Below are 12,872 nucleotides of genomic sequence, written 5' to 3'. Positions count from 1 at the left end.
GGCGCTCAACTTTCTGCCTCGCCGGGATGACGCCATGAACGAGAATCTGACCACCGATCGCGAGACGTTCGTCACGCATCTCGAATGTTCGATCACCGGCGAACGCTATGAGGCGGACCAGCTTCATGGCCTTTCGCGTGCGGGCAGGCCGTTGCTCGTCCGCTACGATCTCGACGCGGTGCGCTCGGCGATTTCGCGCGACACGATCGAGGCGCGTCCCACCGATCTGTGGCGGTGGCGCGAACTGCTGCCCGTGCGGCAGACGTCCAATATCGTCAGCCTCGGCGAGATCGAGACGCCGCTGGTACCGATCCCGAAGTCCGGTGGCCCCAACGTCCTCGTGAAGGACGAAGGGCGGCTCCCGACCGGCAGCTTCAAGGCCCGCGGGTTGGTCATGGCGGTGGCGATGGCGAAGGAGCTCGGCGTCACCAGAATCGCGATGCCGACCAACGGCAATGCGGGCGCGGCGCTGGCGGCCTACGCCACGCGTTGCGGGATCGAGACGATCGTGCTCTGTCCCGACGACACGCCCGAGATCAACGTCCGCGAGATTGCGATGCAGGGCGCACGCGTCTGGCGCGTCAACGGGCTGATCGACGATTGCGGTGCGATCGTCGGCAAGGGCGCCGCCGAGGGGCGCTGGTTCGACTTCTCGACGCTGAAGGAGCCCTATCGAATCGAGGGCAAGAAGACGATGGGGCTGGAACTGGCCGCGCAGTTTGGCTGGAAACTGCCCGATGCGATCTTCTACCCGACCGGCGGCGGCACCGGCCTGATCGGCATGTGGAAGGCGTTCGACGAGCTCGAACAGCTCGGCTGGATCGGCTCCGAACGACCCAAGATGTTTGCGGTGCAGGCCAGCGGCTGCGCGCCGATCGTCCGCGCGTTCGAGGCGGGCGAGGAGCATGCCGAGCGCTGGGAGGATGCGAGCACCGTCGCAGCGGGCATTCGCGTGCCTAAGGCGGTCGGCGACTTCCTAATCCTGCGCGCGGTCCGCGAGAGCGGTGGCCGGGCGCTGGCGGTCGGCGATCCGGCGATCTTGAAGGCGGTCGAGGCCGCCGCGAAGCAGGACGGGCTGTTGCTGTGTCCCGAGGGCGGCGCGACGCTCGCGGCCTATCGACAGGCGCTGAACACCGGTCTGGTCGACGAAGACGACCACGTCGTACTTTTTAATTGTGCGACCGGACTGAAATATCCGATGCCCGAAGCGCCGCAAGCGCTTGATAGAACACAAGCTATCGATTTCGACGCATTGTAGGATGGGAATCGCCACCGGCGGGGCCCGCCTTCCGGTGGTTGATATTAATCCATGTTATCTGCAACGGGGCGCCCTTCATCACGAAAAGGGCGGAAATGCAGAAGATTCTTCAGGTCGTGTGTGTCGTGCTGGTCGCGGCGGCGGTCATGTTCGGCGGGCGCTGGTACATGTATGTCGCGCGCGGCGAGACCCCGTATGACGAGGTCGGCATCGCGCTGAACGGCTATGCGCCCGCGCCGCTGCGCGCCTGGGGCTGTCACAAGATGCAGGAACGGTTCTTCGGGCAGTTGCCGCCTTATGGCTGTGCGGGATCGGATGGGCGTAGCTGGCTCTGATATTGTCCTAGCCCACGTCATCCCAGCGTTCGCTGGGGTGACGGTTTGGGGAGTGGCGGACTAGGCCGACACCCGCGGCTTGAACGGCAGCAGCGTCTCGTACTGCGCGAGCGGCGGGGCGCCTGCGACCGTCGCGCCGGCACGCAGCAGGAAGGCGTGGCGGACGATCTCGCCCTGCTGCTCGATACCGTAGCGGTGCAGCGCGACGCCGGGGCGCAGCGCATAGTCGTAGCGGCACCAGGGATGCCGTACGAGCGGGAGGAAGATACCGCGCTGGTGCTGCCAGATATGCGTCATCTCGTGGATGAACAGTCCTTGCAACGTCAGATGGGCATGCGCGAAATCGTCGCACCACAGATCGCCCTTGGGGTGGAAATGGATGCACCCGCGCGGCGCCATCACCGTGTCGCGCGGCTGGAAGAAGGCCCATTTGCGGCGTGCCAGCCGCACCGGCGCATAGTCGATCGCATCGCCGAAGACCGACGCGGCAAGCCTGGTCTCGGCCGGGGTCAGCGCTCGCGTCGACCGATCGCGAACGCTCACTTGGTTCCGGTGTCGCCAGCGCCGACCACGGCTGCGTTCTGCAGGATTCTGGTGCCGTCGGCGAAGGTGAGGGTGAAGGTGATGGTGCGCTCACCGGGCTTGATGCCGGGATTTACGTCGAACAGCATCACGTGACGCCCGCCCGGCGCGAACACGACATCGGTCTTGGCCGGGATCTCGACGCGCGCGATCGGTTTCATAGACGACACGCCGCCGGCCGACATGCTCTCGTGCATCTCACTCCGGATCGCGACGTCGGTGGTGACGTTGATCAGCGTCGCATCGGTCGGCCCGCCATGGATCGTGAAATAGCCTGCCGCCGGTCCGCCCTTGACCGCCGCGAGCCGGACCCACGCCTTCTCGACGGACAGCTGTCGCGGCTGTGCACAGGCCGCCACCCCGATCAGGGCCGTCACGGCAAAAATACCACGCATCGTCATCATCGCCACTTCATACCCCTCTTGCGATCTCTACGGGCCGTACAATCTTGCGGCAAGCGCGAGCCAACCTATATCGCGCCCATCAATCGAAAGGTTCCACTGCCGTAACGGGGTGGAGCCCGAGACTTTTTTACGATGTGTGAGGGGCTATTTAAACTCATGGCTAAAGTAATCGGTATCGATCTCGGCACGACCAACAGCTGCGTTTCCGTCATGGAAGGCGGCAAGCCCAAGGTCATCGAGAATTCCGAAGGCGCGCGCACCACGCCGTCGATCGTCGCATTCGCCAAGGACGGCGAGCGACTGGTCGGCCAGCCGGCCAAGCGCCAGGCAGTGACCAACGGCGACAACACCATCTTTGCGGTGAAGCGCCTGATCGGCCGTCGTTTCGACGATCCGATCACCAAGAAGGACACCGAGCTGGTCCCGTACAAGATCTCGCGCGGGCCGAACGGCGACGCATGGGTCTCGGCCGGCGGCAAGGATTACTCGCCCTCGCAGATCTCGGCGTTCACGCTGCAGAAGATGAAGGAAACCGCGGAGTCGTATCTCGGCGAGACGGTCACGCAGGCGGTCATCACCGTTCCCGCATACTTCAACGACGCACAGCGCCAGGCGACCAAGGACGCCGGCCAGATCGCCGGCCTCGAAGTGCTGCGCATCATCAACGAGCCGACCGCAGCGGCGCTGGCCTACGGCCTCGACAAGCAGGACGGCAAGACGATCGCGGTCTACGATCTCGGCGGCGGCACGTTCGACATCTCGATCCTCGAGATCGGCGACGGTGTGTTCGAGGTTAAGGCGACCAACGGCGACACCTTCCTCGGCGGTGAGGATTTCGACAACAAGATCGTCCAATTCCTCGCCGACGAGTTCAAGAAGGCGGAGGGCATCGACCTCGCCAAGGACAAGCTGGCGCTGCAGCGTCTGAAGGAAGCGGCCGAGAAGGCGAAGATCGAGCTCAGCTCGGCACAGTCGACCGAGGTCAACCTGCCCTTCATCACCGCGGACCAGAACGGGCCGAAGCATCTGGTGAAGTCGATCACCCGCGCCGATCTGGAGCGGATGGTCGAGGATCTGGTCAAGCGGACGCTCGACCCCTGCAAGAAGGCACTCGCTGACGCCGGTCTGAAGGCCGACGACATCTCCGAGGTCGTGCTGGTCGGCGGCATGACGCGCATGCCGCGCGTCCGTGAAGTCGTGAAGCAATTCTTCGGCAAGGAGCCGCACACCGGCGTCAACCCGGACGAGGTCGTCGCGATGGGCGCCGCGATCCAGGCCGGCGTGCTGCAGGGCGACGTCAAGGACGTGCTGCTGCTCGACGTGACGCCGCTGTCGCTGGGCATCGAGACGCTGGGTGGCGTGTTCACCCGGATGATCGATCGCAACACGACGATCCCGACCAAGAAGTCGCAGACCTATTCGACCGCGGACGACAACCAGGGCGCGGTGACGATCCGCGTGTTCCAGGGCGAGCGCGAGATGGCGGCCGACAACAAGATGCTCGGCAATTTCGATCTCGTCGGCATCCCGCCGGCACCGCGCGGCGTGCCGCAGATCGAGGTCACGTTCGACATCGACGCCAACGGTCTCGTCAGCGTCTCGGCCAAGGACAAGGGCACCGGCAAGGAGCAGCAGATCCGCATCCAGGCATCGGGTGGCCTTTCGGACAGCGACATCGACCAGATGGTCCGCGATGCCGAGACCTTTGCCGAGGAAGACAAGAAGCGTCGTGCCGGCGCCGAGGCGAAGAACAACGCCGAGAGCCTGATCCACACGACCGAGCGTCAGCTTGCCGATAACGGCGACAAGGTCGACGACGCGCTCAAGACCGAGATCCAGGCCGCGATCGACGCGACCAAGGCCGCGGTCGAGGGCGGCGATGCGGACGCGATGACCGAGAAGAGCACCGCGCTCGCCCAGGTCGCGATGAAGCTCGGCCAGGCGATCTACGAGAAGCAGGCTCAGGCGGACGCTTCGCCTTCGGCTGACGGTGATGCGGCGAAGAAGGACGACGACGTCGTCGACGCCGAATTCTCGGAAGTCGACGAGAACCCGAAGGCGTAACTGAAACTCCCTCTCCCCAGGGTCCCATGAAAGTAATATTTTCATGGGTGCCCGGTCGGGGAGAGGGCCGGGGTGAGGGGCAGTTCCGCGCACTGTCGCCCGGAACGAGCCCTCACCCAACCCTCTCCCCGGAGGGGAGAGGGCTAAGAGGGCCGCTATGAGTACCCAGACAGACTATTACGAACTGCTCGAGATCGAGCGGACCGCGGATGCGGGGACGATCAAGTCGTCCTACCGCAAGCTCGCGATGAAATATCACCCGGACAAGAATGCCGGTTGCAAGGATTCCGAGGCCCAGTTCAAGGCGGTCAGCGAGGCCTATGACTGCCTCAAGGATCCCCAGAAGCGTGCGGCCTATGATCGCTTCGGCCATGCCGCGTTCCAGAATGGCGGCGGCGGCGGTCATGGCGGCGGCGCGCAGGATTTCGGCGGCTTCAGCGACATTTTCGAGAGCGTTTTCGGCGAATTCATGGGCGGCGCGCAGCGCGGCGGTGGTGGCCGATCGTCGGCACGTCGCGGCGCGGATTTGCGGTACGACATGGAAGTCAGCTTGGAAGAGGCGTTTCACGGCAAGGCGACCGAGATCACCGTCGACGTCTCGGCCGTGTGCGACACGTGCGACGGGTCGGGCGCGAAGGCCGGTACGCGGGCCAAGACCTGCCAGCATTGCGGCGGTCACGGCAAGGTCCGTGCACAGCAGGGCTTCTTCGTGGTCGAGCGCGCCTGCCCGGTCTGCAACGGCGCGGGTCAGGTGATCGCCGATCCATGCCCCGATTGCCGCGGCGAGGGCCGGGTCGAGAAGACCAAGACGCTCAGCATCAACGTGCCGCCCGGTGTCGATGAAGGCACGCGGATCCGGATGACGGGCGAGGGCGAGGCCGGCGCGCGCGGTGCACCGGCGGGCGATCTCTATATCTTCCTCCACGTCACCAAGCATAATCTGTTCGAGCGCGAGGGGACGACGCTGTTCGCGCGCGCACCGATCATCTTCACGGTCGCGGCGCTCGGTGGATCGCTTTCGATCCCCGGCCTCGACGGGCGCACGCATGAGGTAAAGATCCCGGCGGGCATCCAGTCGGGCAAGCAGCTTCGTCAGCGCGGTGCGGGCATGCCGGTGTTGCAGGGGCGTGGTCATGGCGATCTGGTCGTGCAGATCGACGTTGAGACCCCGACCCGTCTGTCGAACCGGCAGAAGGAACTGCTCGAGATGTTCCGCGAGACCGAGACCGGCGACGAATGCCCCGACAGCCAGGGGTTCTTTGCGAAACTGAAGGGCGTCTTCGCGGCGGAATAGGCCGCGCTGCTTGGCGCGAGTGACAGGGGGATAGTGTGGCGGCAATCGGTCTGACGTTTCTCGCTTGCTGGTTGCTGATGATAGCCGCGCCCACGATCCCCCTGTCGCGGTTCCTCCGCGTGCTTCTGGTCGAGGCGCCGGTCAGGCGGCTGGAGCGGCTGACGCGCGGCGACGTCGCGGTCGGTCTGGTGCTGATTGCGGCAGCGTGCGTCATGATGTTCGCCGATGACGGCGACAGGGTCCGGGTCGCCATGATGGGCGCGCCCGACATCGCGATCTGGCTGACATCGTTCGAAGTGTCGGCGTATCTGGACGTGGCGATCGGTGTGATCGGCGCTACGTCGAGCCTGCGGATCCGGGGTTTGCCGGCGCGGCTGGCGGCGGTTCTACGACGTGGGCGGCCGGTGGGTGCAAACCGCCGTGCGATACGCGTGCGCAAACCCGACGCACTTAGTGGCGCCAACGATGACGATCATCGACGGGGTGTAGCGCTAGCAGCCTGAAGGGTGGAGCCTGCGACCCTAGCCGCGCCCCTCCTTGGAGGGGCGGGCGGGCCGATGGATCAGAGGGTGGAAATGACCACCCCGACCACCAGCGCTTGAGCCGCGATCGCCAGCATCGAGCTGGTCACGGTTTCGAACATGCGCATGGGTAGGTCTCCGATGCCGGAGTAATATCCGGCATCGGTGATATGGCGATAGTTGCGAGTTGTCGCAATTTTGTAACATGAAATCGTAATTGCGTTGCGTGCACTTTGGAGGTGGTCCGCAGCATCCCCTCATTCATCCACCGTCATCCTGACGAACGTCAGGACCCAGAGTACCAGTCGCTACCGTGCGTGGCCCTGGGTCCTGACTTTCGTCAGGATGACAGGTGGGGGCCTAATGCCGTGCCGTTAGGCCGCGCCGAACACCCGGGCGAAGATCGTGTCGACGTGCTTCAGGTGATAGCCGAGGTCGAACTTGTCCTCGAGCTCGGCATCGCTCAGCGTCACTTCCGGATCGGCCTTGAGCAGGTCGAGCAGCGAAAGTGCGCCGTCCGAATCCCACACCTTCATCGCGTTGCGCTGGACGAGGCGATAGGCGTCCTCGCGGCTCACCCCGGCCTGCGTCAGCGCGAGGAGGACGCGCTGCGAATGGACGAGCCCGCCCATCTTGTTGAGGTTCTTCTCCATTCGTGCCGGATAGACGACGAGTTTGTCCATCACCCCGGTCAGTCGCGCGAGCGCGAAGTCGAGCGTGATCGTCGCGTCGGGCCCGATGTACCGCTCGACCGACGAGTGCGAGATGTCGCGCTCATGCCACAGCGCGACATTCTCGAGCGCGGGGGTGACATAGCCGCGGACCATGCGCGCGAGGCCGGTCAGGTTCTCGGTCAGGACCGGGTTGCGCTTGTGCGGCATCGCCGACGAGCCCTTCTGGCCAGGCGAAAAATATTCCTCCGCCTCGAGCACTTCGGTGCGCTGGAGATGGCGGATCTCGGTCGCGAGCCGCTCGATCGAGCTGGCGATCACGCCGAGTGTCGCGAAGAACATCGCATGGCGATCGCGCGGGATGACCTGGGTCGAGACGGGCTCGACCGACAGGCCGAGCTTGCCCGCGACATAGTCCTCGACGAACGGGTCGATGTTGGCGAACGTGCCCACCGCGCCAGAGATCGCGCAGGTCGCGACGTCGGCGCGCGCTGCCACCAGTCGTGCACGGTTGCGCGCGAACTCGGCATGCGCCTGCGCCATCTTCAGGCCGAAGGTGACGGGCTCGGCGTGGATGCCGTGGCTGCGGCCGATCGTCGGCGTCATCTTGTGCTCGCGCGCGCGGCGTTCGAGCACGACCAACAGCGCGTCGAGGTCGGCGATCAGGATGTCGCTCGCCTTGGCCAGCTGCACCGCGAGGCAGGTGTCGAGGACGTCGGACGAGGTCATGCCCTGGTGCATGAAGCGCGCCTCGGGGCCGACATGCTCGGCGACGTTGGTCAGGAAAGCGATGACGTCATGCTTGGTCTCGCGCTCAATCTCGTCGATCCGGTCGACTTCGAACGCGCCCTTTTCCCAGATCGCGGCCGCGGCCTCTTTCGGCACGACGCCGAGTTCGGCGAGCGCGTCGGTGGCGTGCGCCTCGATTTCGAACCAGATCTTGAAGCGCGCTTCGGGCGTCCAGATCGCGACCATGTCGGGGCGGGAATAGCGGGGGACCATCGGGATTTCCTGTGGCTGGGGAGAGGAGGCGCGACGCGCGCCCCGGCGGGACCCACGGCGGCGATCGGTCGCGCGGTAGCAGGCCGGACGGCAAGGTTCAAACCCAACCCCGGGGGTATCGGGCAATGCCGGCGGAACCATCAAAGGCAGTCATGCATTGGTTGCGCCTACTATCCGAACGAACGACCTTCGCGACTGAGAAGTCGCCACCTAGGTCGCAGCAGGAGAGAAGACATGCTGAAATTCACTCTACTTATCGGTGCGATTGCGCTTGCGACGCCGACATCCGCGCAGACCATGACCGGCGGCACGCCCAACTCACCGGCGCAGCCCATGGCGCAGACGGAATCTTCGCCGCAGTCGCCGTCATCTTCGACGATGCAGGGCAATCCTGCGGGAGCGACTGCGCAGCAGCCGGTGACGGGGGCGCAGGTGGCGCAGGTCGTCGATGCGGAATTTCCGGGATATGACAAGAATGGCGACAATCTGCTGAGTACGTCCGAATTCGGCGCCTGGATGGTCGCGCTGAAGACGCAGTCGGACCCGACGACGGTCGCGGCCGCGCCCGAGACGCGCAAATGGGTCGATAGTGCGTTCGCGCAGGCGGATGCCGACAAGAACAAGATGCTGACCAAGACCGAGCTGACCAGGTTCCTGACCCAGGCCGGCTGAACCACGCGCGGGCGGATCCTCGCGACCTCAAGGCCGCCGGCTGACCCCGGCGGCCTTTTCGTGTCATGCGTCCGTCAGATCAGTCCCTGCGCGCGGAGGCTCACATGCCCGGCGGTGCCGATGACGATGTGATCGTGCACGGCGACTCCCAGCCGCTTGCACGCCTCCGCGATCGTGCGGGTGATCTCGATGTCCGCGCGACTGGGGGAGGGGTCGCCGCTGGGATGATTGTGGACGAGGATGATCGAGGCCGAGCCGAGATCGATCGCGCGGCGGATCACCTCGCGGACATAGACCGCGGCCTGGTCGATCGAGCCCTCGCTCATCACCTCGTCGCGGATCAGCATGTTACGCGTGTTGAGATGCAGGACGCGGAACCGCTCGATGACGTGGTGCGCCATGTCCGCGCGCAGATAGTCGAGCAGCGCCTGCCAGTTGGCGAGCACCGGCCGCTCGCCGACGCGCGCCTGCAACAGGCGAAGCGCGGCGGCGTGGGCGATCTTGACCGCGGCGGTCGAAATCTCGCCCATGCCATCGACACGCGCCAGCGCCGCCGGATCGGCGGTCAGCACGCCGCCGATCCCGCCGAATTCGCGCATCAGCGCCTTGGCGAGCGCCTTGGTGTCGGCACGGGGAATTGCGACGGCGAGGAGATATTCGATCAGCTCGTGATCGAGCAGCGCCTCTCCGCCACCCTCGAACAGCCGCTTGCGCAGCCGCGCCCGGTGCCCCTTGCGCTCGTCGACTATATCGTCTGCCCCCGCCATGGCCGGATGCTAGCACATCCAGCCGCAATTGCATGACGCCCCCGCTACCGCCTATGCAGGCCGGGAAAGCGTGACGGAGTAAGCGGTTGACGGAGACGAGCGAGACAGGGCCCGACCCTCGCCGTCACGCGCCGGCTCGCCGTCGCGGCGGGCTCGCGCGGATTCAGCGAATCGTGCTGGTCGTAGCGCTCCTCCTGCTCGCCCTGCTCATCGGAGTCTGGGTACTCCGGAAGCAGATCGCTACGGGCTTCATCGATCGCGAACTCGCGCGTGCCGAGGTGCCTGCGCGCTACGAGATCGCCGATCTGGCGCTTGGCGGGCAAAGGCTGACCAATGTCGTGCTCGGCGATCCGGCCGATCCCGATCTGGTCGCAGACTGGGTCGAGACGCGGACCGGGATCGGGCTGTCGGGACCGTATCTGGAGGCGGTGCGCGCGGGGCGGGTGCGGCTGCGCGGGCGGCTGGTCGGTGGACGGTTGTCGCTGGGGGCGATCGACCGCCTTCTGCCCGCCCCCTCGGGCAAGCCGTTCGCGCTGCCCGCGCTCGACGCGACCGTCAACGATGCGCGGATGCGGCTGGAGACGCCTTACGGGCTGGTCGGGTTGAAACTCACCGGGACGGGGAAGCTCGATGACGGTTTCAGGGGCTCGCTTGCTGCGGTCAGCGACCGGCTGAGCGTCGGCGGCTGTACGGGCGATCGCCTTGCCGCGACGGTCCGCGTGCGGATCGATGCGGCGAAACCGATCCTGAAGGGCCCGGTGCGGCTCGGGCGGCTGGCGTGCGGCGATTCGCGCGCGGACAGCGTCGTCGCCACGCTCGACCTGACGCTCGGTGCGGCGCTCGATCGCTGGCAGGGGGGGGCCGCGCTGGCGACAGGCCCGGCCGTCCTGCCGGGTGCGACGTTCGCCGCGGCAAAGGACGACGTCGACTTCGCGGGCACTGCTGCGGGAACCTCGGGCAAGGCGGATATCGCAGCGGATACCGTGCGGACGGCCGAGGGCCGCGCACGCCGTGTGGCGATCGCGGGATCCTACCGGCTCGGCGAGACGATCGCGTTCGAGGGCCGCGTTCGCGCGGCGGGTGCCGCGATCGCCCCACGTCGGCTTGCCGGGGTGGAGGCGTTGCAGGGATCGGCAGCCGGGTCGCCGGTCGCGCCCCTCATGGACGCCGCGGTGCAGGCCGTGACGCGGGCCGCAAAGGGCTTTGCCGCCGATGCGGTGATCGCGGTGCGGCAGCGCGGCGGGCGCGGCGAGGCCGTGCTGTCACGCCTCGCGCTCGCATCGGCGAGCGGCGCGAGGATCTCGCTTGATGGCGGGGAGGGGCTCCGGTTCGCATGGCCCGGACGCGGTGCCTCTGGCGGAGGCGTCACGCTCGATACGACTCTTGCGACGCAGGGTGGCGGGTTGCCGCAGGCGCGCATCGCGCTAGCCCAGGCCCGGCCGGGTGCGCCCGTCCGCGGCGTCGCGACGGTCGCGCCTTATGTCGTGGACGGCGCGCGGCTGGTGTTGACCCCGGTGCGGTTCAGCGCGACGCCCGGCGGGGCGACCGCGATCACGACGCGGGTGACACTCGACGGTCCGATCGGCAGCGGCGGCAAGGACCGGGTCGAAGGCCTGTCGATGCCGATCGATGCCCGCTGGGACGGTAACACGCGGCTCGTCGTCAACACTGGCTGCACGCCGCTAGCGGTGCAGCGGTTGGCGGTGTCGGGGCTGGTGCTCGACCCTGCGCGGCTGTCGCTATGCCCGATCGACGGAGCGCTGGTGCAGACCGATCGCGGACGTCTGCGCGGCGGTGCGCGGATCGCCGCGGCCGCGCTGTCGGGGCGGCTGGGGCGGACGCCGCTTACGCTGAACGCGAGCGGAGCGACGCTGCGGCTGGCCGACCGGGGCTTTGCGATCGACGGCGTGCAGACCCGGATCGGCGCGCCCGAGCGGGTCACGCGGCTCGACTTCGCGACGATCACCGGGCGGATGACAGCGCAGGGAATCGCCGGCGCGTTCACCGGCGGGGCAGGGCAGATCGGCACTGTGCCGCTGCTGTTGAACGAGGCGGCGGGCGACTGGACGCTGATCGGCGGTGCGCTGGCGCTCGAAGGCACGATGGGTGTCAGCGACGCCGCCGCCACCGCGCGGTTCAAGCCGGTCGCGGCGCGCGGCGTGACGCTGTCGCTGGTCGGCGGCACGATCACTGCGGCCGGAACGCTGTTCGAACCGGTCAGCAGCACCAAGGTCGCCGACGTCACGCTTGTCCACGCACTGAGCACGGGCATCGGCCGCGCTGACCTGCTGGTGCCGGGGATCGTGTTCGCCAAGGACGCGCTGCAACCCGAGGCGCTGACGCCATTGACGTTCGGCGTGATCGCCGACGTCAATGGATCGGTCAGCGGCGACGGGCACATCGCGTGGACCCCCGACGGCGTGACGAGCACGGGGGTGTTTCGGACCGCGGGCACCGACCTTGCCGCCGCGTTCGGCCCGGTGACCGGGATCGCGACCGAGATCCGCTTCACCGACCTGCTCAATCTGCAAAGCGCACCGGGGCAGGTCGCGACGATCCGGACGCTCAACCCCGGCATCCCGGTCAGCGACGGGACGATCCGCTATCAGACCCTGCCGGGTGCGCGCGTCCAGGTCGAGGGCGGGGCGTGGCCGTTTGCGGGCGGATCGCTGACGCTCGACCCGACGCTGCTCGATTTCTCCGCGCAGAGCGAGCGGCGGATGACGTTCCACATCGCCAACATGGCCGCGGACCAGTTCCTGCAGCAGTTCGATTTCAAGAATCTCGACGCGACGGGGATCTTCGACGGCGTGCTGCCGATGATCTTCGACGAGACGGGCGGTCGGATCGAGGGCGGCGACCTGCGCGTCCGGCCGGGCGGCGGGACGCTCGCCTATGTCGGCGATCTCAGCCAGAAGGATCTTGGCATCTGGGCGAACATCGCCTTCCAGGCGCTCAAGTCGCTGCGCTACCAGTCGCTCCGCGTCGGCATGAACGGGCCGCTCGCGGGCGAGATGGTGACCGATGTGCGCTTCGCCGGAATCAGCCAGGGCGAGGGGGCGAAGTCGAACTTCATCGTCCGCCGGCTGCAGAAGCTGCCCTTCGTGTTCAACATCCGGATCAAGGCGCCGTTTCGCGGACTGCTCGATTCGGCGCAGAGCTTCTATGATCCGAAGCGGCTGATCGAACGCAACCTGCCCGCGCTGATCCAGCAGCAGTCCGCGCCGCCATCCCCCGGGCCTGCCGTCCCCGCAGCCCCATCCATTCAGCCCGCCGAAAGCAGGATCGTGCCATGACCGAAA

Annotated in this window: 11 protein-coding genes; 7 read left to right on the top strand and 4 right to left on the bottom strand. The window is 66.9% G+C overall.

What is annotated here, in order from left to right:
• The first annotated feature begins 34 nt into the window (after positions 1–34).
• A complete protein-coding gene (locus tag GV027_RS09425) occupies positions 35–1,258 on the top strand; it encodes a threonine synthase (RefSeq protein WP_159511695.1) in 1,224 nt (407 codons plus the stop codon).
• A 95-nt stretch (positions 1,259–1,353) separates the two neighbouring features.
• Positions 1,354–1,593 (top strand): hypothetical protein, encoded by a 240-nt coding sequence (locus GV027_RS09420; RefSeq protein WP_159511694.1) that lies wholly within the window; start codon positions 1,354–1,356, stop codon positions 1,591–1,593.
• A gap of 60 nt (positions 1,594–1,653) precedes the next feature.
• Here GV027_RS09420 and GV027_RS09415 read toward each other — a convergent pair whose 3' ends face one another.
• Both GV027_RS09415 and GV027_RS09410 read right to left on the bottom strand, forming a co-directional pair.
• Complete coding sequence (locus GV027_RS09415; protein ID WP_159511693.1) at positions 1,654–2,136, bottom strand: vgr related protein; 483 nt, start codon at positions 2,134–2,136, stop codon at positions 1,654–1,656.
• On the bottom strand, positions 2,133–2,579 hold the full coding sequence (locus GV027_RS09410) for a copper chaperone PCu(A)C (RefSeq protein WP_236559136.1): 447 nt from the start codon (positions 2,577–2,579) through the stop codon (positions 2,133–2,135). Before GV027_RS09410 ends, GV027_RS09415 begins: the two co-directional genes overlap by 4 nt.
• Before the next feature lie 156 nt (positions 2,580–2,735).
• On the opposite strand from GV027_RS09410, the gene dnaK reads away from it, so the two are divergent.
• The 3 genes from dnaK (at position 2,736) to GV027_RS09395 (ending at position 6,440) form a co-directional block, all read left to right on the top strand.
• Complete coding sequence (gene dnaK, locus GV027_RS09405; RefSeq protein WP_031441499.1) at positions 2,736–4,643, top strand: molecular chaperone DnaK; 1,908 nt, start codon at positions 2,736–2,738, stop codon at positions 4,641–4,643.
• Between the two features lie 157 nt (positions 4,644–4,800).
• Entirely contained in the window at positions 4,801–5,937 is a 1,137-nt protein-coding gene (gene dnaJ, locus GV027_RS09400) for a molecular chaperone DnaJ (protein WP_159511692.1), read from the top strand.
• Positions 5,938–5,972: 35 nt separating this feature from the next.
• The gene (locus tag GV027_RS09395) at positions 5,973–6,440 is read left to right on the top strand and encodes a hypothetical protein (protein ID WP_236559135.1); all 468 of its coding nucleotides are present in this window, start codon (positions 5,973–5,975) and stop codon (positions 6,438–6,440) included.
• 392 nt (positions 6,441–6,832) lie between these two features.
• Here the strand turns inward: GV027_RS09395 and purB are convergent, their stop codons facing one another.
• Positions 6,833–8,131 carry an adenylosuccinate lyase gene (purB, locus tag GV027_RS09390; RefSeq protein WP_031441496.1) on the bottom strand — a complete coding sequence of 433 codons (1,299 nt, stop codon included), beginning with the start codon at positions 8,129–8,131 and terminating at the stop codon, positions 6,833–6,835.
• Between the two features lie 234 nt (positions 8,132–8,365).
• Between purB and GV027_RS09385 the strand changes: the two genes are divergently transcribed.
• Positions 8,366–8,803 carry an EF-hand domain-containing protein gene (locus tag GV027_RS09385; protein WP_159511690.1) on the top strand — a complete coding sequence of 146 codons (438 nt, stop codon included), beginning with the start codon at positions 8,366–8,368 and terminating at the stop codon, positions 8,801–8,803.
• 74 nt (positions 8,804–8,877) lie between these two features.
• Here the strand turns inward: GV027_RS09385 and radC are convergent, their stop codons facing one another.
• Complete coding sequence (gene radC / locus GV027_RS09380) at positions 8,878–9,570, bottom strand: RadC family protein (RefSeq protein WP_159511689.1); 693 nt, start codon at positions 9,568–9,570, stop codon at positions 8,878–8,880.
• A gap of 173 nt (positions 9,571–9,743) precedes the next feature.
• Here radC and GV027_RS09375 point away from each other — a divergent pair, with 173 nt between their 5' ends.
• Positions 9,744–12,866 carry a YdbH domain-containing protein gene (locus tag GV027_RS09375; protein WP_236559134.1) on the top strand — a complete coding sequence of 1,041 codons (3,123 nt, stop codon included), beginning with the start codon at positions 9,744–9,746 and terminating at the stop codon, positions 12,864–12,866.
• Positions 12,867–12,872: the final 6 nt, after the last annotated feature.

Origin of the sequence: Sphingomonas sp. T1 (assembly GCF_902506585.1) — a bacterium.
GTDB lineage: Bacteria > Pseudomonadota > Alphaproteobacteria > Sphingomonadales > Sphingomonadaceae > Sphingomonas > Sphingomonas aerolata.
This window is presented reverse-complemented; position numbering and strand designations above follow the sequence as displayed.